This window comes from Enterococcus malodoratus ATCC 43197, assembly GCF_000407185.1.
Classification (GTDB): Bacteria; Bacillota; Bacilli; order Lactobacillales; family Enterococcaceae; genus Enterococcus_A; species Enterococcus_A malodoratus.
On record NZ_KE136481.1, the window covers coordinates 749,848 to 768,912 of the forward strand.

Annotated in this window: 18 protein-coding genes; 1 reads left to right on the forward strand and 17 read right to left on the reverse strand. The window is 42.1% G+C overall.

From position 1 onward, the window contains the following. Nucleotides 1–51: 51 nt before the first annotated feature. From I585_RS03760 to I585_RS03840, 17 genes are all read right to left on the reverse strand, one after another. Nucleotides 52–1,494 (reverse strand): glycoside hydrolase family 1 protein, encoded by a 1,443-nt coding sequence (locus tag I585_RS03760; RefSeq protein WP_010739708.1) that lies wholly within the window; start codon nt 1,492–1,494, stop codon nt 52–54. 34 nt (nt 1,495–1,528) lie between these two features. Further along, nucleotides 1,529–1,870, reverse strand: coding sequence for a PTS sugar transporter subunit IIA (locus I585_RS03765; RefSeq protein WP_010739709.1), 342 nt, complete (start codon nt 1,868–1,870; stop codon nt 1,529–1,531). Nucleotides 1,871–1,911: 41 nt separating this feature from the next. After that, on the reverse strand, nt 1,912–3,177 hold the full coding sequence (locus tag I585_RS03770) for a PTS sugar transporter subunit IIC (RefSeq protein WP_010739710.1): 1,266 nt from the start codon (nt 3,175–3,177) through the stop codon (nt 1,912–1,914). Nucleotides 3,178–3,180: 3 nt separating this feature from the next. Next, nucleotides 3,181–3,486 carry a PTS sugar transporter subunit IIB gene (locus tag I585_RS03775; protein WP_034708337.1) on the reverse strand — a complete coding sequence of 102 codons (306 nt, stop codon included), beginning with the start codon at nt 3,484–3,486 and terminating at the stop codon, nt 3,181–3,183. Between the two features lie 178 nt (nt 3,487–3,664). Beyond that, nucleotides 3,665–6,325 carry an HAD-IC family P-type ATPase gene (locus tag I585_RS03780; RefSeq protein WP_010739712.1) on the reverse strand — a complete coding sequence of 887 codons (2,661 nt, stop codon included), beginning with the start codon at nt 6,323–6,325 and terminating at the stop codon, nt 3,665–3,667. Nucleotides 6,326–6,604: 279 nt separating this feature from the next. Then, on the reverse strand, nt 6,605–6,979 hold the full coding sequence (locus I585_RS03785) for a hypothetical protein (protein WP_010739713.1): 375 nt from the start codon (nt 6,977–6,979) through the stop codon (nt 6,605–6,607). A 79-nt stretch (nt 6,980–7,058) separates the two neighbouring features. Beyond that, the gene (locus tag I585_RS03790; RefSeq protein WP_010739714.1) at nt 7,059–8,141 is read right to left on the reverse strand and encodes a helix-turn-helix domain-containing protein; all 1,083 of its coding nucleotides are present in this window, start codon (nt 8,139–8,141) and stop codon (nt 7,059–7,061) included. Nucleotides 8,142–8,298: 157 nt separating this feature from the next. Beyond that, nucleotides 8,299–9,420 (reverse strand): aminotransferase, encoded by a 1,122-nt coding sequence (locus I585_RS03795; protein WP_010739715.1) that lies wholly within the window; start codon nt 9,418–9,420, stop codon nt 8,299–8,301. A gap of 130 nt (nt 9,421–9,550) precedes the next feature. Then, the gene (locus I585_RS03800) at nt 9,551–10,204 is read right to left on the reverse strand and encodes an HAD family hydrolase (RefSeq protein WP_010739716.1); all 654 of its coding nucleotides are present in this window, start codon (nt 10,202–10,204) and stop codon (nt 9,551–9,553) included. 50 nt (nt 10,205–10,254) lie between these two features. Further along, nucleotides 10,255–10,815 (reverse strand): 6-phospho-3-hexuloisomerase, encoded by a 561-nt coding sequence (gene hxlB, locus I585_RS03805; protein ID WP_010739717.1) that lies wholly within the window; start codon nt 10,813–10,815, stop codon nt 10,255–10,257. Nucleotides 10,816–10,831: 16 nt separating this feature from the next. Next, the gene (gene hxlA / locus I585_RS03810) at nt 10,832–11,467 is read right to left on the reverse strand and encodes a 3-hexulose-6-phosphate synthase (RefSeq protein ID WP_010739718.1); all 636 of its coding nucleotides are present in this window, start codon (nt 11,465–11,467) and stop codon (nt 10,832–10,834) included. A 20-nt stretch (nt 11,468–11,487) separates the two neighbouring features. Next, nucleotides 11,488–12,480, reverse strand: coding sequence for a dihydroxyacetone kinase subunit DhaK (locus I585_RS03815; RefSeq protein ID WP_010739719.1), 993 nt, complete (start codon nt 12,478–12,480; stop codon nt 11,488–11,490). Between the two features lie 3 nt (nt 12,481–12,483). Continuing rightward, nucleotides 12,484–13,134, reverse strand: coding sequence for a dihydroxyacetone kinase subunit DhaL (gene dhaL, locus I585_RS03820; RefSeq protein ID WP_010739720.1), 651 nt, complete (start codon nt 13,132–13,134; stop codon nt 12,484–12,486). A gap of 6 nt (nt 13,135–13,140) precedes the next feature. Beyond that, nucleotides 13,141–14,301: a mannitol dehydrogenase family protein gene (locus I585_RS03825; protein WP_010739721.1), complete on the reverse strand. Its 1,161-nt coding sequence runs from the start codon at nt 14,299–14,301 to the stop codon at nt 13,141–13,143. After that, nucleotides 14,301–14,732 carry a PTS mannitol transporter subunit IIA gene (locus tag I585_RS03830; RefSeq protein ID WP_010739722.1) on the reverse strand — a complete coding sequence of 144 codons (432 nt, stop codon included), beginning with the start codon at nt 14,730–14,732 and terminating at the stop codon, nt 14,301–14,303. Before I585_RS03830 ends, I585_RS03825 begins: the two co-directional genes overlap by 1 nt. 16 nt (nt 14,733–14,748) lie before the next feature. After that, nucleotides 14,749–16,740: a BglG family transcription antiterminator gene (locus I585_RS03835; RefSeq protein ID WP_010739723.1), complete on the reverse strand. Its 1,992-nt coding sequence runs from the start codon at nt 16,738–16,740 to the stop codon at nt 14,749–14,751. Nucleotides 16,741–16,802: 62 nt separating this feature from the next. Beyond that, the gene (locus I585_RS03840; protein WP_010739724.1) at nt 16,803–18,266 is read right to left on the reverse strand and encodes a PTS transporter subunit EIIC; all 1,464 of its coding nucleotides are present in this window, start codon (nt 18,264–18,266) and stop codon (nt 16,803–16,805) included. A 189-nt stretch (nt 18,267–18,455) separates the two neighbouring features. Here I585_RS03840 and hxlB (I585_RS03845) point away from each other — a divergent pair, with 189 nt between their 5' ends. Further along, a complete protein-coding gene (gene hxlB, locus I585_RS03845) occupies nt 18,456–19,013 on the forward strand; it encodes a 6-phospho-3-hexuloisomerase (RefSeq protein WP_010739725.1) in 558 nt (185 codons plus the stop codon). Nucleotides 19,014–19,065: the final 52 nt, after the last annotated feature.

The window sequence follows — 19,065 nt, forward strand, 5'->3', positions numbered from 1 at the left end:
ACACCTCCATTCAAAGAAAAGTTGATCAAAACTGATCAACTTTTCAATTGGTTATAAAGTTTCACCATTCGAAGCAATGACTTGTTTGTACCAGTCAAAACTATCCTTCTTGATCCGTTGACCGGAACCTTGTCCCTCATTATCTAAGTCAACATAAATGAAGCCGTAGCGTTTTTCCATTTGTGCCGAAGAGCAGCTGATAATATCGATTGGGCCCCAAGCACAATACGCGATGACATCCGCCCCGTCATACATTGCGCGTTTCATCTGTGCGATATGCTCTGACAGATAAGAAATACGATAGTCATCATGTACTTGTCCATCTTCCAATTTGTCATACATGCCAAAACCGTTTTCCGCAATAATGATCGACTTGTGATAGCGATCCCAGTATTGTGATAGCGAGTTATACAATCCCTGTGGATCGACAGCCCAGCCCCATGGATTGGCCTTCAAATTCGGGTTCGGGGTCACTGATGATGGGCTCATTGTATTTTTAGAAGCATCGACCATCTGTGAATAGTAATAAGAAAGTGCTAAGTAATCCATCGGATGATCCTTCAGTAACTGTTTATCCTCCTCTGTAATTTCTAATTGAATACCGTTTTCCGTAAAATAATTCAACGCATATTGCGGATACTCACCTTGGAATTGAACATCTGTATAAAAATATTGCATCCGATTACGGCGCAAAGCCAAATTCACATCATCAGGATCGCAAGAATATGGATAAGCCGTGCAATCGGCCATCATAGTACCAATCAGCATATCAGGATTAATCGTTTTAGCATACGCAGCCAATTTCGCACTAGCCACAAACTGATGATGAACCGCTTGAAAGCTTGCTTCTTCATAATTATCAACGGTGTCATAAGGAATCGCCGTGGAATTGAAGGGTTCAAATTGGATCAGATTCACTTGATTGATCACGATCCAATATTTTACTTTGGCCTGATATCGTTCTAAGACAACTTTTCCATATTTAACAAATAAATCAATCACTTTGCGATTGTTCCAGCCGCCGTATTTCAATGTAATCTCGACTGGTGTTTCATAATGTAAAATAGTAATGATCGGCTCCATACCTAGTTCGATAATTTTATCAATTAAGCGATCGTAGTAGGCCAGCCCTTCTTCATTTGGCTCTGTTTCATCGCCAGTAGGAAAGATACGAGTCCAGTCAAGCGATGTACGGAAGGTTTTGAAGCCCATCTCACTAAGTAATTCCAAGTCTGACTCATACGTATGATAGAAGTCAATCCCATGACGTTTTGGATAATACCCAGCCGTGTCGGCTAAGTTCGCTTGTACGTCAGCTAAAGACATTCCTTTATGCTGTTCTTCCGCAATTTCTGCATTGCTTTTATCAGGATAATACTTGTGCAAATCGGCTAAACTAATCCCTTTGCCAGCAACTTTATAAGCACCTTCTGCTTGATTGGCAGCAATCGCTCCGCCCCATAAAAAATTCTTAGGCATTTGATAATTTTTCAATGAAATTCCTCCTTGTATCTCTGTTCTGTTATGATTATTTTTTGCTAAATGTCTCAAATAAACGGATCAGATGTTCTCCGATTAAAATCTCACTTTGAGCAGTCATCAATGTATCCTGCGCGTGGCAAAACAATGTTGAATAACGAATCTGCTCACCGGATGCCTCTAATTGCAAGGTATCGGTTTGTAATCCATGAGCGATCACGACTTCTTGCCGCGCCGCCTTCACTTCCTCTTTTGCTTTTGCAAAATTCATTGCCTCTAAGCTTTCTAACGAATGAACCAAATGATCTCGTGCATTGCCGGCATGAACCAAAATGTTCATCGACAGTTGATTAAGCTGATCATTTTCCTCTAAATAATTTGTTTTTTCCATATGAGACCTCCTGCTGGTTCCTAATAATTCACTCTATTTTTTTAATGGACTGGTTCTGCTTCCGCTTCTTCCAAAGCTTCTTGTGCTTCTTGCTTCACTAATGAATTGTCGTAAGCTTTGAAAAATGGTAAGAAGACCAGCCAAGTGATCACGAAAATCAAGGCGCAGACAACAATTGCCCGCCAATCTTGTGTTGCCAAGTACGATGTGATCGGATAAGGCATGTACCATAACAAGAAGGTGTTTGATGGAACATTAACCAAACCTAGCGACATCGTGACATAAGCAATCGTTGGGACGATAATACTATTGATCCACATTGGCACCATCAGATAAGGATTGAAGGCAATCGGTGCCCCAAAGACTAACGGCTCATTGATATTAAAGATGGAAGGAATGATAACCGCTTTTCCGATCGCTTTTAACTGGGCCGATTTACTCAGCAGCAGCATCATTACAGATAAAGCTAAGGTTGTCCCGATCCCGCCCATGGAAGAAAAGGCATAGCAAGTTTCCTGTGTAGCGATGTTTAGTGCTTGTCTGCCATTTGCGACAGCTTCAGCATTCGCTGCCAAGCCTGACATATAAACTGGATAAACAACCGGCATCATAACCCAGCCAGAAATTCCGAAAGTGTATAAGAAGACTGGGATAAATACAGATAAAACAAAGCCAGGATAGGATTGAACGATACTTGCTAACGGGCTGAATACAAGTAATACTACATCGAAGAAATCGATCTTGAATTGGAATGTGATCAACCAACCGACCAGCAGAACAAAAGTAATCGGCAATAGACTGTTGAACCAACCAACAACAAAATCGGGAATCGGTGTGTCTTCATCAAAGAATGAATATTTCACCGCAAAGTTCATAACAAAGGCCACAAATAATCCGGTAATCATTGATAAGAACATTCCTGTTGCGCCAAAACGAGATAGAATGAATACTGCTTCACCATCGGCCGTCATAGTTGGAAATAATAGCATCATAAATAGTACTAAAGAAGCCGCCCCGGAAATTAACTTCTGACCGCCATAACCTTTTTTCTCCATCAAATAGTAGGGAATCAAGAAGGCCACTACTAACGCATACATCCCAAACGAGAAGTTGCTGATCATTGAGAAATCAGGCATACCGCTGAAAATATTTTTGAGCAAGGAAACAACCGTCACCAACGATCCGACGAAAACCAATGGCAATGCTACCATGATCGAATCTTGAATAGCCGAGATCCAAGGGTTTTTGACGACCTTATTTACCTTAGGGGCAAAGGTATTGGTCATAAAATTCATAATTTTATCCATCAGCTAGTCCTCCATTTTTAAAATTAAATCCAGCGCTTTCTCTCCATTCAACGTCCCGTATACTGCCTGCGGGATAACTGCCGCTTGAACTTTTTTATCCTTTGTTTGTTCCTGAAGATCATTCAGCATGTAAGACAAATGCGGGCCAATCAGCAAGTAATCGATTTCATTAATCCGAGCATCTAATTGTGATTCGCTGGCCGCCTTGACCGTTATCGCAATTTTTCTTTTCTTTGCTGCTTTTCTGATCGCTGCGGCCATAAATCCGCTTGAAGCTCCTGAACCGCAAATTAACAAGATGTTTTTCATTTTCTTCACCACTTTCATTTATTTACATGTTTAGTATAGGAAATTTTGAGCGCTCTTCACAAACTTACTTTTTTCCTACAGAGGGGAAAATCGAAAATTTGTCCGTATTGCTGAAACAATTTTCGAACGTTCGCGAAAGAAAGACTGAACTATTTTACTAGTCCAGCCTTTCTTATCATTAATTATAGAGCTCTCGCAAGCGTGTTTCTTTGCGCTTCATGCGAACCCATTTATCTATTTCAGTAATTACCAGGATCAAGAAGCCTGCTAAAATTGTAATCCCCCACTCAACAACACTCATTGGTGCTGTATGGAAGGCTTGCTGCATAAACGGCACATAGGTCAAAAGTAATTGAAGCAATACCATGATCCCAATGATTAGGAAAGCTGGTTTATTGCTAAAGAATTCTTTTGATAAAGCAAATTTTGATGTACGAATATTGAATAGGTAGAAAATTTTACTGATCACGATAATATTGACCATCATCGTGCTGGCTGTCACTTGATCAAGGCCTTGTGCTAACAGCCAATCGTGAGCCAAGATACTGATCAGTGCCATCAGAACCGAGACATAACCCATTTGAAAAATATCGTGCCTGTTCATTAATCGGCTCCCCGTTTTTTGCGGCGGACGCTCCATGATTTGATCCTCTGCAGGTTCAAAGATAAAAGCAAATTGGATCGTGATCGCCGAAACCATATTGATCCACAAAAGCTGGGTCGCTTGAAGCGGCATGTCCTGCTGCATTATGATCGTAAAAGCAATGATCAGCCCTTCCGCAAAAGAGGTCGGTAATAAAAAGAGAATACTTTTCTTGATATTGTCATAAATCCGGCGACCTTCACGAATGGCAATCGACATCGTTGCGAAGTGATCATTCGTCAAAATCATATCCGCGGAATCCTTCGCGACGTCCGTTCCTTCGATCCCCATCGCCACTCCAATATCCGCTCGTTTTAACGCAGGCGCATCATTGACTCCATCTCCAGTCATAGCTGTTACTTTGTCGTTTGCCTGCAGCGCCTCAATGATCTCAAGCTTATTCTTTGGTGTTGTTCGCGCAAAAACTTGATGGGAAACGGAGGCAGCTTCTTTCTCACTTTGAGTCAATTGATCCCACTCTTGTCCTGTGATTACTTGAATTTTGGAAGCTAATCCGAGTTTTTCACCGATCGTTTTAGCTGTCAACGGATGATCCCCAGTGATCATTTTCACTTCAATTCCTGCTTTACGCATGTCTTTGAGGGACTCAATCACTTCTTCCCGCGGTGGATCAATAATTCCCGCCAATCCGAGCAACGTGATTCCATCAAACAGAATTTCATGACTGATTTTTTCCAAGTCAGAGGAAACTTCTTTGAAACCCACTGCGACTACACGCTTACCCGTCGCTGAAAGCTCCTGTACCTTTTGCGTCCAATAAGCATCTTCGACTTTTGCCATAGGAAAAAGTTTATCCGGCGACCCTTTGATAAAAATAAGCTGTTTGCCATTGGCCGATTTGACCAACTTCGCCATATAACGATAATCCGAATCAAAAGGCAGCATATCTACTTCCTTATATTCTGATTCATAGTTCTTGCCAAAATATTTGTGATACAGGGTCAAGAAGGAGCCATCCGTCGGCTCACCATTGATCTTCCAACGCCGATCTTCTTTGTATAGCAGCGTATCATTTGCTTGATAACCGGCCTCTAAAAATAATTTCAGCGTTTCAGAAGCGACCATTGCTTGTCCAACCTCGATAATCTTTCCTTTCGGCTCATAGCCATTTCCACTGACCTGATAATGATGATCCGTCAGAAAAATATCCTTAACAGTCATTTCATTTTTTGTCAGTGTTCCAGTCTTATCTGTAGCGATCACATCAACCGAGCCTAGCGTTTCTACTGCTGGTAAAGTCTTGACGATCGCGTGTTTATTCTTAGCCATATCGCTGACACCCATGGCTAAGATTACCGAAGTCGTCGCTGGCAGACCCTCTGGTATCGAGCCGACAATCATCGTTACGATCGCCAGCGCCAGTACTGATAGCGAATAGGTTTCTAATAGAAAACCTATAGCGAATAGCAATACGGCCGCCCCGATTACTACATAGGAAACGCCTCTGCCTAAACCGTCAATCTGCTGCATCAATGGAGATTTCCGCGTTTTGACCTGCTCAACTTCCATAGAAATTTGACCAATCTGAGTATTTTCGGCTGTTGCCGCGACCACCCCCAGCCCACTTCCGTTCGTCACAGAAGTCGAGGCAAACGCCCGATTGATCTGTTCAGCTAATGGAACATCCTCGTCCACAATATCCGCCGCGGTTTTTTCAATCGAGTCCGCTTCACCAGTCAACGAAGCCTCTTGAATTCGTAAATTATCGCTGTCAACAATTCGTAAATCCGCGGGTACTTTGTCTCCTGCTTCCAAGAAAACAACATCCCCGACAACCAACTCCTCCGTAGGAACATCCAGTCGTTTTCCATCGCGGTAGACGGTTGCTTCAGATGCCAGCATTTCCTTGATTTTCTCCAAAGCATCAGAAGCATTCGCTTCCTGATAGTAGCCAATCAGAGCATTGATCACGACAACCAATCCAATAATGATAGCATCCGAGAAATGTCCCATTAAGATCGTTAACAACGCCGCAATGATCAAAATATAGATGATCATATTGTGAAACTGTCGGACAAACAGCCGCCATTTAGGGACCTTCTTCGTTTCTAACTTATTGGGACCATTCACTAACAGCCGCTCTTTGGCCTCGTTAACTGATAGGCCCTGTTCAAAATCGCCATTCGGGTAATCCTGCATTAATTGATTGATACTCTGGTAATAATCTTCCTTCATTCGTTATCTTCTCCTCATTTTTGAATACGACAAAAAAGCACCTTGTTTTTTTACAACGTACTGAAATAAGCCTATTCTTTTTGAAAATAAGGAATCTTCTGCTTTATTAACGACGTCTCACCGGCGTCAGGGTCCATGCGCCACTCACCTCCATCAATTTGATTGCTTTAAATTTAACAAATCCACGAATTTTCGTCAATTTTATCGATTTAATTTAATAAAAAAGCAAAGACAGCCTCAGACCATCTTTGCTTGCAAGTTTTATGATTTTACTCTGCGCTACAACCGAGGTTCGGACTCAAAATTTCGAAACAGACTCTCCATTTGTGAGATCGTCTGCAGTTCGTCAGCCCTTTCTTTGGCAATCTTTTCGTAGATTGCTTGATAGATCTCGCGATATTCGATAAAGCTTTCTTTATTTTCCAGATATAACGCATATATCTCTGAGTCGTTCTTGCTTATAGTCGTATCAAAATCGGCATATAATTTTATCAGCTCATCAAGCTTGTCTAACTCGTAAATGAGATCCAGTTCGTTCTTTGAAATATCTGTCACTTCAGGGTAATCATCAACATTTATAGTAAAAATAGTGTGTCGCTCTGCCGCTAGTCGCTTAAGATGCTTTTCGATATAATCTTCAATACTAAAATCCATGAATAATCCCTCCCATTTTACAAGCATAACAAAAATGGCTGTAAAAGTAAGGAAAAGGTTCAAAAAACCAAGAGATAACTCATGATCCCAAACTTCTTAATTTCTCCAGCAAGGCAACAAATCGGTCATCCGCCAGAAGCGGCTGAAATTCTTCGGATTGTTCGATCAAATCGGCCATTCGTTCAGCGATGTATGGTGTTGACACAGAAGAGTCTTTCAGCTCAATTTTGTCGAAAAGCAGATCCCCTTTTGTTTCCTTTAAATCGAAAGCGGCTTTTAACGCCGGAATAAAGTTTTCCAATTCATCAATTGCTGACTCGGTCTCGCCTTGACTGGCTAAGATTTCGGCTTTGAACAAATAGTAATTCGCATTGGAGCCGCTGATTCGATCCACATGAAGCAATTGATCCAATTGAATTCCGAGATTCGCGATCGCTACAGCCTTATCAAATTGCTCATATTTGCGGGCAATTTTCGCTAGATTATAGAGATGCAGCCCAGCATCTCGCAATTCCTGAAACAAGCAAAGTTGACTTAGTTTCAACGATTCTTCATATTCCTCTTTCATATAGAGAATATTCGTTTTCATCATCCGCGTATCATAATCCGCACTGGGCAATTCTTCAATCGCTTGTTCCGCTTTATCTAATTCGTCATTCATAGTATAGAGACTAGACAATACTTGCAGCGTTGCATGACGAATTTCAATGATCTTTGAAGAACGAACCGTTTCAAATAAGCGGATTGTTTCGGCCAATTGATATTCAGCTTGTTCCTCATCGGACGAAGCGCTCAGATAAAAAATATAGGTCGAGGCCAAGCGAAATCTCAACAAATCATCACTAGGATATTCTTTCAAAAGGGCTGCGCAATAATCCATCGCTTTTTGACTATCACCTGTTTCAAAGATGGCTCGGGCCTCGGACTCAAAATTTTCGACTTCGCGTTCACTTAGTTCACCCTTAAAACTGACAAGCTGATCTACAGTCGTCTTCAATAAGCGGGCTAACGGACTCAACAAGGAAATGTCTGGATAAGTGCTGTCTGTTTCCCATTTTGAGACGGCCGCTGTCGTTACACCTAATGCATTTGCCACTTGTTCCTGCGTCAGATTTTGTTCTTTTCTAAGCTTTTGGATAATCTTGCCCATCAATAATGCCATGATAATCGCCCCTCTCTGATCACCTTAAGTGTACCATTGCTGAAGCGTAAAGATAATGGAGCAGTTGTTAACCAAATGAAGGATTTTATTAACCAACACGATAAATTCTACAAAAAAAGTGCAATCAATCATAAATAATTCATTACACTTTTCACTATTAGATCGTAGCTAAGTATTCAGAGAATTTATTTAATCCGGCGATTAATTCTTCGGTCTTGCAGCCATAACCGATGCGAACACAAGATTCGAACTCAAAACAGTCGCCTGGGGTGAAGAGCAAACCATGATTGTCAATCAAATCAAGACAGAGGTCTCTGCTTGAACGGTCAAAATCATAATAGAGCAAGGTCACGGTGCCCGCCTGCGGTTTTACATAAGAAATATGCGGCTCCTTTGCCACCCATTCATCTAAAATAACCAAGTTATCCTGGATGATTTTCCGGTTTCTTGCTAAAATCAGCTCTTTGTTGGCTAAAGCAATCGCCGCTAATTCTTCATCGATCATGCCGCAGCTGATCGTATTGTGGTCGCGATGAAGCAGACATTGTTCTAATGCGGCCTTATTTCTCGTCGCGATCCAGCCTAAACGCAGTCCAGCCAGCGACCAAACCTTAGACATACTGCTGACACTGATTCCTTTTTCGTAGAGATCAGCAATTGATGGACTCTCCACGTCTGCTTGAGTCAGCCCGCGATAGGTTTCATCAGAAAGAATGTAGGCATCCGCTGCTTTAGCGATTTCGATGATTTCCTTCAACATTTCAAGATCCATTAATGAACCCGATGGATTGTTAGGATTGTTGAGAATGATCAATTTCGTTTTTTGGCTTACTTGCTTTTTCAATTCTGCAATATTAGGCAGAAAATTATTTTCTGGAGTCAAAACATGTTGTTTCACCGTTGCTCGAAAAGATGCCGGAATGGAATACAATTGCTGATAGGTCGGTAAAACGGCGACCACTTCATCCTCCGGTTCAACCAGCGAATACAGAACTAAGTGATTCGCGCCAATCGCCCCATGGGTCGTCGTGATATCATCTTCATTGATTGTTTGATAAAGCGAGGAAATCCCTTTTTTAAATTTCGGATTACCAAATATATGTCCATAAGTCAGTCGCCGCTGTGTCAACGTATTTAACGTTTCGTACTTGTCGAGACCAACGATTTCAAACAGTTCATCCATGCTAAGCGAGTCGACGCAAGTCTCTCCCGTGTTAAAAATCGCCTTGTCCTCGTGTTCATTCATCCACATTTCAACTTTAAATGGTTCTATCTTCATATGATCGCCCTCATTCTCGTTAATGTTTTTATTACCAAAAATTCATCGTCCTATTATTATAGAGGATAAAAAGCTGAGTAGCTAGAAGGAATTCGAGTTTTTGCCAATAAAAAAGCAGCCTTTTCGCTGCTTAATTTGAGGAAGAGTCGGTCAAACTTAGTACTTCCCAAAAGTCCGAATGACTACTATTTACTAGTCGCTCGATTTCCGGTGTAGGAGCAACGAAATTTTTAATATGAATACAAGATAATCCGGCGCGAACTGCCGATAATATTCCGTTAGGTGAATCCTCATAGACCAAAATCTGATCAGCCGGTTGATTCGCAATTTGTATCGCCTTGTGATAGATCTCGGGATCGGGTTTTCCTTTAGTTACTTGATCGCCGTAGACACCGAAAGCAAAGAAAGGCGCAAGCTCCATGTTTTCAAGAATCCCCTCTGCTTCCTTTTGATAACTGGAGGTAACGACACCGCAGGAAATATTCTTTCTTTTCAGGTACTCCAAATATTCATAGCAGCCTTTCGTCAGAGGAAAAACGCCCTCCTTTTGTGCTTTTTTTCGCCTGTCCATAAACGCTTCAAACAATTGATCGAACATTGGAATCTCACCGAAATGCTGCTGGAATTTTTCTTTTAAGATTGAAGTGGGTGAACCTACTACACTCTGATAAAAATCTTTTTCTAGACGGTAGCCTGCTTGAGCCATTAACTCCTGCCAAATCGAAAAATAGTAACGTTCGGAATCAATCAATGTTCCATCCAAATCAAATAATACAACGCTCATTTTGACCTCCCTAATCAAAGAGCACCGAGCCAGAGCTCGATGCCGATTTTCTATTCTAAATTCGCATGACGATAATCCATATCCGTCTGTGCTTGTTTTAATTCTTTTTTCAAATCAACGATCATGGAATCGTATACCAGCCATGAAAGCTGTTCGAAAGATGAACCATTTGGCTGAATCGATGGTGCTTTTTCGGTTGCTTTATCGCCAGTTGAGATACCGGGAATTTGAATCAGCGCATCCGCCATCGTCCCGATCGAATTTTTGGGATGAATCGTAATTGTCGCTAACAGCGCTTTTTCGTTCTTCGCTTTTTTCGCCATATTCACGAGCCCTTCTGTGCGGCCTGAGCCTGATCCGATAATAATCAAGTCATTTTCGCGAATCGAAGGTGTCGTTGGCTCGCCGACAAAATAAACTGTAAAGCCTAAATGCAGCAAACGATTAGAAAATGCTCGAGCCGCAAATCCGGAGCGTCCAGCACCGGCGATAAAAATACGTTTGGCTTTTAAAATCAATGCTTGAACCTGTTCAAGTTGTGCCTGCTCGATTTGATGGGCGTCTTCTGTCAATTCAGCAAGGATCGCCAGTAAATTTTTTGATGGTGTCATAGTCTGTCGCCTCCCACTAAGCTTTCGCCAGCATCGCTTCTTTGATCAAGCGTGCTTCTTCTACAGGGTCCGGCGCATGAGTGATGCTGCTTCCAACAATGATGATGTCTGGATTCAATTCAACATACTTATCGATCGTTTTACTGCTGATACCGCCAGCTACCGCAATCTTAGTTTTCTTCGCACAACTAGTCATAACCTTCAAATCATCCAGCGGTGTTCGACCGCAAGCCTGCTGATCTGCTCCGGTATGGACCGCTAGTACATCTACGCCCAGCTCTTCCATTTCGGCAACTTTTTCTTCAAGGTTTGCCACACAAATCATATCAACAACGACTTGCTTATCAAAATCAGTCCCAGCCTTAACACATTGCTTGATCGTAGCGACATCGGTGACGCCCAAGACAGTCACATATTCTGCTCCCGCCTCAAATCCCAATTGCGATTCGTAGTAGCCGCCATCCATTATTTTTTCATCAGATAGAATTTCCTTGTTGGGAAACTTCTCTTTGAAACGGCGAACCGCTTCCATTCCAGAGTCAATCACGAATGGCGTACCGATTTCTATAATATCGACATGTTCTTGTACTTTTTCTGCAAAGACTAGTGCATCTTCCAATTTTAACTCATCCAACGCTAGTTGTAATTTCATTTTTTTGTCCACCCTATCCTTTAATAGTTTTTCAAGCCGACTGCTTGTCCATCAGCATCAAGCAGCTGCGTAATCTCTGCATCTAAATCAACGATCGTCAGCGACATCCCACCCATATCTAATGAAGTGACAAAATTACCGACGTAGACCTTCTCGACCTGATGCCCTTTTTCTCTCAATGTAGCTAAAACTTGACCGCAAACCACGTATTGTTCCATCAGCATCGTTGAGCCTAGTCCAGAAATCATGACAGCTAATTGTTTATTTCCATCAAAATCAAAGTCTGTCAAAATGGCTTCCGTCATCTCGATCGCGATTTCCTTAGCACTTCCTAAGGCTTGCTTTTCGATCCCGGTTTCACCATGATGGCCGATCCCAAACTCCAGCGTACCCGATTCAATCAAGAAATTGGGCGTGCCGACCGCTGGAATAGCGCATGGCTTAACGCCAACACAAATGCTTCTAGTTCGATCAACTACTTTTTGTGCAACTTCAATGACCTCAGTTAAGGTTCCGCCGGACGCTGCCTTTGCGCCGCCGATCTTCCACATGAAGTAACCGCCAGCGATTCCGTGACGTTTTTCACGAGTTTCTTTAGGAGAAGAGGCGATGTCATCTGTCGCGACTACATACTTCACTTCGATATCTTCATCTTCTGCCATTTGGATTGCCATCTTAACATTCATGTTGTCACCCGCGTAATTTCCAAAAAGACACGCTACACCGTAACCATTATCCGCCTCGATCATCGCGTCCAAAAAAGCTTGAGCCGGCGGCGAAGCAAATACTTCTCCGATGGCTACTGCATCCAGCATACCTTCACCTATATAGCCGAGAAATGCTGGTTCGTGTCCACTACCGCCGCCTGTGATCACACCGACCTTTTCCTGCTTATCTCTGAGCGTTACCACATGATCATTCAATGTCGAAAGCATGACTTCGGGATGCGCCGCAGTAAAGCCCTTCAGCATATCCTCAACGATAAAATCCGGATCGTTCACAAAAATCTGCATCGCTTATTCCTCCAACAATTCTTTTATTGTGTTGACCATCGCTTCGATAATTAAATAGCAGGAAGTCGCCCCAGCATCTTGATGTCCGATTGAACGATCGCCGATCCTGCTTGCTCGCCCGATCTTAGCCGGGATTTCTTTTGTTGCTTCTAGTCCAGCCTTTGCGGCCGTTAACGACTTTGTTAGACATTCTTCGAAAGAATCATTTTCAGCTATGGCTTTTTCATACGTTTCTACTGTTGGTACCAGTACATCGATCAAACTTTTATCTCCAACTTTAGCGTCGGTTAGGTCAGAAAGATTTTGATAGCCTTTCTGCAGCATTTTCAGCATTAGCTCGTTGCTGATTACTTCACTTTTTCTAGATGCAGCACTCAATCCTCTAAAGAAACTGCCATATAATGGGCCCATTGAACCGCCGATTTTAGTGACTAACACGTGACTGATTACCTTCAATCCATCACTCATCGTATAGCTCGGCAGCTCATCTAGTTCTTGACGAGCGAAGGTAATGCCTTTATTCATATTGATGCCGTGATCGCCATCGCCGCCATGACTGTCGACCTCACTCAGATACCCCTTATTGGTCTGAATTGTCGCAATAATCGCATCAACGATTCGACTTCCTGCTTGATTCGTAAATTCGGTCTTCACACTGATTTATCCCTTCTTTTCCAGAAATTTCTGATAATTCTCCTTAATCACCTGATGCATCCGATTGTCTGCCGGAATCTTGGTGAAATGAACGATCGCTTCATCGATGCCATGTTTCTTTACAAAAGCCAATAATTCTACCGATTGATCATCTTCTGGATTATCGAATAGAAAGGCTGCCGCAATCCCTTCTAGTAAACGTTGATTTTCTAGCCCTAGTTCTTCACATTGAACACAAGGTCCAACTAAACGCTCTTCAGGCTGCAATTTGCGAATCGGCGAACGCGAGACGCGCGTAATCATATCTTTGATTCCTGGTGTTTGGTAACGATCCATAATAAAATCTATATAGTCCGCCATGTCTTGTTTGGTGAAGCCGTACTTTTTCATCAAAAGCTGGGCCGATTCCCACATGGTCTCACGGATTTTTTGTACTAACGCTTCATTATTAAATACATCTTGGATAATCGAATAACCGTGAACAAACCCGATATAGCCAGCCCACGCATGGCCGCAGTTCACCACGTAAAGTTTCCGTTCAATATATTTTTGGAGATTGGTCGTATAAACAGCATCCTTGATCGGTTTATCTATCGGATCAACCAGTTTTGATTCTTCGATCACCAGCTCATAATCTCGGCCAATATCGATCGTCTTTTTCCCATCATGCTGAGAGGCCAATACCATTCGATCAACGGCGGTGTTAGGAAATGCCGCAACCTGATCCAGCCATTCATTTGCTGAATCATCTAGGGACAGGATCGCTTTGCGTAAAATCTCGCTATTAAACATTGCATTCTCACAAGCCAAAATATTTACACGCTTTCCGTTAATAGCCGCACGTTGTTTCAGACCCGCAAGAAGCACGGGGGCAATCTTCGGCAAATTTTCAGCCCAGACAGCCGTGGTGATCAAATCCGCGGTACTGATTTTTTTGATGATCTCTTCTTGATCTTCGATTGAAGACAATGCATGGATTTGCGTCAATTGTTTTTTCTTGTAGTCTTCATTGATCAGATATAAATCAAAAGTTGCTGTTTCGTTGATCTGCTTGACTAATTCGCTGTCAATATCAACGATCGTTACCTCATAGTCGGATTCATGTAACAAATCGGCGATAAAACCGATCCCGATACTTCCTCCGCCAAAGTGCAGTGCTTGTTTCATTAAACGACGACCTCCTCGAAAATCTTAAGAATCTCTGCTTTAGATGTTGCATGACGAATGATCTCTACATTTTCCAGCTCTGAACAAATAGTGGCGATCTGTCCTAAAATCTCTAAATGTTCATTATTTTTACCTGCGATCCCAAAAACTAAATAGGCGGTATTTCCGTCAAAATCAACACCTTCTGGCACTTGCAATAAGGAAATTCCAGAAGAATGGATTTTTTCCACGGACTTCACGATGCCATGGGGAATCGCAATATTATTGCCAATGTACGTAGAGACTTCCTCTTCTCTTGCCAGCATATCCTGGATATAGCTTTCGGCTACATAACCATTCTTGACTAGAATTTCTCCCGCGGCCAAAATAGCTTCAAGTTTGTTTTCGTACTGTTGGTTTAATTGAATGTTCTCGTCTTTAAATATTTTCATTTTCACCTCTCGCAATCTATACAATCTCATTCATTTTTACTAAATAAGTTTTCAAATCACTCGCCGACTCAATTTTTGTCAATTCATTGACATGATCAAAAATAAGCTCTTTTACTTGGCGATAAAACTTTTGTCCGATTTCGGAGAAGTCTTCCGAGGTATCTACTACGACTAGAAAGTAGTTCCCCAGTTGTTTGGAACTCTCCGCAATCAAATGAATACGGTCACTTGATATTCCAGCATTCTTTCGAAGGACGAAGAGGACCGTTTGATCATGCTGCACCGTTGTTTGAATACTGTTGGTCAATTTAGCCTCATTAACTTCTAAAAATACCGCCAATTGTTTCAATGCATCTCTTTTTTTCTTGATCCGTGTGGTAAAAATCTCCTTCTCGCTAAAACGGCAATGTTTCATTAGTTCCAAAATCTTTTGGGCATAAAACATTTTTTTCGTTAGGTCTCTTTCAAATTCCTCCGCAGTCAGATGCTTCTGTCTTTGAATCGTTTTTAAGTCAGTATATTTATGATTATTGATCTTGGTTTGAACCAAGGCCAATTCATGTTCATTTAATAGCGGTGAGACCTTCAAATACTCTTCTGGTGCCAAAGGTAAAGGGATCGTAGATAAAACCAACTCGTAATCGTGCACATTTTTGTTGTGCAAATCAGTCAATGAAATAATATCCTTCACATAAACCTCCGGTACCTCGTATTCCAAACGGCTGGTCAGCATTTTGGATGAGCCCATGCCGCTGGAACAAACGATCAGAACCCGAAAAGCTTTGTTAGATAATTTGTCGATCATCATCACGAAATACAGGACTAAGAAACACAATTCATCTTCTGGAAAAAATTCCTTCCCGAAAACTTCTTCGGCGGCTTTGCTGACGATTTCAAAGATGAAGAGATAATTTTTCTTGATCTCATCCTTCATAGGATTTCTAACAAACAGGCCGCTGTTGATACGAGTGACGGCCTTTCTAAGATGTGCCGCAAGATCACGTACTTGCCTTTCATTGCCGTGGAGTTTTACACCCAGCTGTGCTTCGACATGGTTCACCATTTCCTTCACAGAAAGTGCGATATCATTGTCAAATCTCGGCAGTTCAAAATCATTGGATTGGTCTCGCTGGAAATATAGGTGAATGATCCATTTTAAGTAATCCAAAAATGATTCGGGATGACTTTTTTCGGCCAAAATAGTTTTTTGTTTTTCAATCATTCGGTGATACAGTTTATTCCCTGTTTGATTCAGTTCGATCGAGATTGTATCGATCGTGTTATTCGGTAATGCAGTCAGATGACAGACATTGAGCCACAAGGACAATAAAATGACAATCTCCTGCAGGTCATTATCATCAATGTCCGGCTTGAGCTGGCCTAGTTGTTCATATACAAAGTGGAGCGGTTCGCTGATTTTTTGAAAACAAATTTTTTTATAAAATGAATCCTTTGAATTTTTTAGTAAAAACCATGCAATAAATTCCGAAGAAGTCACGTATTTTGTCAATATATCTAAAATCAAAATATGACGATTGATTATGTCTGCTGCTAACTTGATGCCTTCGCCCTTTTTAGAAATTACCCGAATACCCTTTTCAGGCAGATTATCAGTTAGAAAGGCGACATCCTTTTTGATCGTTGAAAGAGAAACTAATAATTCCGAGGCGATCGCCTGCATCTTTATAAAGTCCTCTTCCAACAATAGAAGCAATGTGACTAAATCAACCCGTTCAGTAACAGACAAGATTTGATGAATATTTTGTTTTTGGAACGCTTTTTTTAAGGCCGAGATATTTTCCGGCTTTCCTTGGATTTCAAATCCCTCCGAGGGAATGGAAATTAATTCCAGCTGAAACGTCTTTAATGTGGCCTTGATATTCTTCAATTCTCTGTAAACTGTCCGTTCGTTAATGTCCAGTCGATTGCTGATGTCCTGTACCGTATGTTTCGTTCTACTATTTAACAAAATCGTTAAGATAGAGCTTTCTCTGGTAGATAAATACATCTAGATCCCTCCCCACCCTTAGTAGAACTCATCATACTACACTCAAATGAAAGCGGGTACGTTTATTCGCCATTCGTTTCTTTGATAAACTTTATGAACCGATCGTATTCACTATTGTCCAAGAAATTTTTGATCGTCAAAATCGGCACTTGTCTATCACTGGTCAGACCCTTGACTCTCTCCAGCAAAATTTCATTCGTAATGATCAAATCGGCATTATCCGGAATACTATCAACCGAGACGTTTTTAACCGTTACTTCCAACATATTTTTTCGGGCTTTCGTACTTAACATCGAAGCACCCATTGCACTCGAACCCATCCCCGCATCGCAGGCGATGATCACGTTTCTGATCATTTTTCCTGTCGGAACTACATTCTCCGTTACGATTGGTTCTGGAACAGCTGTTTCGAATGCTTCAACAGTGGAACCGTCTGCCCCGGCCAAAGCTAATTCTGATTCGGCTTCAGCTTCAGCCGCAAGGTCCTTTTTCAAACTTAATTTTAAGAAAAAGGCGCCGACTAAAAAGGAAACTAAAACGGCCGAAGCGTACATTGCGATATTTACAATAAAGTTTCCGCGAGGAGTCATCATTAGTAAGGCTAAGAAACTTCCCGGCGAGACTGCGCCGACTGTTCCGCCGCCAAAGAGCTGACCAATGGCTAAAGCCGTCATGTTTCCGGCAATCGGTGCCAAAATGGTGATTGGTTTAATCATGGCATATGGAAAGGCTACTTCACCGATCCCGCCCAAGAATTGGATCAACATTGAAGCGGGCGCTGATTTTTTCGCCATCCCTGTTCCAAACATCGAAAAAGCGATCAATAGACCAACCCAAGCACCACCGTTTGCTTCAACTAAGAATAAGAGCGATTTGCCTGTTTCTAATACTTGCTGCGTCCCTAACGGAATCATGATCCCATGGTTGACCGCATTATTTAAGAATAAAACTTGTGCCGGCTGGACAAAGATACTAGTCAATGGAATCAAGTTGCGGGCCATCAGCCAATCGACTCCGCCGGAAATAAAGGATAGAATCACTGCGAAAATTGGTTCAACTGCTACGAATCCGACCAGAGCAATCGCAAACCCGAGAAAACCTAGTGAAAAGTTGTCGACTAGCATTTCAAGACCTGGTTTGACTTTTCCTTTAAACAGCTCATCGATCTTCTTCATTAAGATCGCGCCGATCGGTCCCATGATCATACCGCCGATCAGCATCGTGATATCCGCGCCGACGACTACCCCCATAGTTGCCAAAGCACCGATCGCACCGCCCCGTTTGCCGTAAACGTTGTATCCGCCAGTGTAACCGATCAAGATAGGTAATAAATAATTCAAAATCGGCGGAACCAATTCATTTAAGTGCTTATTCGGTGTCCAACCAGTCGGGATGAAGAATGCCGCCATCAAACCCCAAGCAATAAATACTCCAATATTCGGCATAACCATCGAACTTAAAAATCCACCCATACGCTGAATCTTCGCTCGCCAGCTGTTTGCATTTGCAGGTTGCTGAAAATCCATTTTCTTTTCCTCCTTGAGAATATTCATTTTTTAGAAAGCGCCTTCTGACACTAATTATAGGGGGCGTTATTCGTAAAAGCTATCGCTTGAAGGGACACCTTTGTCAGAGTGTCTCTGTCAAAAATACTCTTGTGAGGGTTTTCGAAGTTGATTAGACTTTGAGTACAAATAATTATTGGAGGCGTTTAGATGTCTGTAAAAGAACACACGCGGGAGATTATCGAAGAATTATTGGCATTTGTAGACTACGAAAAGGATCAGGAACTCGATCAATTAGTCGATGCGATTTTGCAAGCGAAAAACATTTTCTTATCTGGGGCCGGACGATCTGGGGTAGCTATTACAGGATTTACGAATCGGCTGCTGCATTTAGGCTTACCCGTTCACCTGGCTGGCGAGATTAGTTGTCCCAGAACTGCCAAAGGCGATTTATTGATTATCGGTTCAGGTTCCGGCACCACCCCCGGTTTAGTCACACTCGCGAAAAAGGCGAAAAGCAATGGTGTCTCTCTTGCTTTGTTGACGATGGACAAGGAATCCGAGATTGCCCAATTAGCCGACGTGGTAGTCGTTCTGCCGGGCGTCTCACCTAAGCTAAAAGAAAATAATCTCACTTCTATCCAACCAATGGGATCAGCATTCGAACAAATCAGTTTCTTGACCTATGACGGAATCATCTTGGAATTGATGGAACGAATGGGAGAAACTGGTGAAACGATGGTAGAAAGACATACCGATTTGGAGTAGCTAAAAAAGGGCGGGTAATCAAAATTAATTGATTGCCCACCCTTTGCTGCTC

Excerpts from the sequence above, each read along its gene's own strand:
- I585_RS03765 (WP_010739709.1), bottom strand. The coding sequence starts at position 1,870 with ATGGAAAAAACAAATTATTTAGAGGAAAATGATCAGCTTAATCAACTG.
- I585_RS03770 (WP_010739710.1), bottom strand. The coding sequence starts at position 3,177 with ATGGATAAAATTATGAATTTTATGACCAATACCTTTGCCCCTAAGGTA.
- I585_RS03775 (WP_034708337.1), bottom strand. The coding sequence starts at position 3,486 with ATGAAAAACATCTTGTTAATTTGCGGTTCAGGAGCTTCAAGCGGATTT.
- I585_RS03780 (WP_010739712.1), bottom strand. The coding sequence starts at position 6,325 with ATGAAGGAAGATTATTACCAGAGTATCAATCAATTAATGCAGGATTAC.
- I585_RS03785 (WP_010739713.1), bottom strand. The coding sequence starts at position 6,979 with ATGGATTTTAGTATTGAAGATTATATCGAAAAGCATCTTAAGCGACTA.
- I585_RS03790 (WP_010739714.1), bottom strand. The coding sequence starts at position 8,141 with ATGGCATTATTGATGGGCAAGATTATCCAAAAGCTTAGAAAAGAACAA.
- I585_RS03795 (WP_010739715.1), bottom strand. The coding sequence starts at position 9,420 with ATGAAGATAGAACCATTTAAAGTTGAAATGTGGATGAATGAACACGAG.
- I585_RS03800 (WP_010739716.1), bottom strand. The coding sequence starts at position 10,204 with ATGAGCGTTGTATTATTTGATTTGGATGGAACATTGATTGATTCCGAA.
- hxlB (WP_010739717.1), bottom strand. The coding sequence starts at position 10,815 with ATGACACCATCAAAAAATTTACTGGCGATCCTTGCTGAATTGACAGAA.
- hxlA (WP_010739718.1), bottom strand. The coding sequence starts at position 11,467 with ATGAAATTACAACTAGCGTTGGATGAGTTAAAATTGGAAGATGCACTA.
- I585_RS03815 (WP_010739719.1), bottom strand. The coding sequence starts at position 12,480 with ATGCAGATTTTTGTGAACGATCCGGATTTTATCGTTGAGGATATGCTG.
- I585_RS03825 (WP_010739721.1), bottom strand. The coding sequence starts at position 14,301 with ATGAAACAAGCACTGCACTTTGGCGGAGGAAGTATCGGGATCGGTTTT.
- I585_RS03830 (WP_010739722.1), bottom strand. The coding sequence starts at position 14,732 with ATGAAAATATTTAAAGACGAGAACATTCAATTAAACCAACAGTACGAA.
- I585_RS03835 (WP_010739723.1), bottom strand. The coding sequence starts at position 16,740 with ATGTATTTATCTACCAGAGAAAGCTCTATCTTAACGATTTTGTTAAAT.
- I585_RS03840 (WP_010739724.1), bottom strand. The coding sequence starts at position 18,266 with ATGGATTTTCAGCAACCTGCAAATGCAAACAGCTGGCGAGCGAAGATT.
- hxlB (WP_010739725.1), top strand. The coding sequence starts at position 18,456 with ATGTCTGTAAAAGAACACACGCGGGAGATTATCGAAGAATTATTGGCA.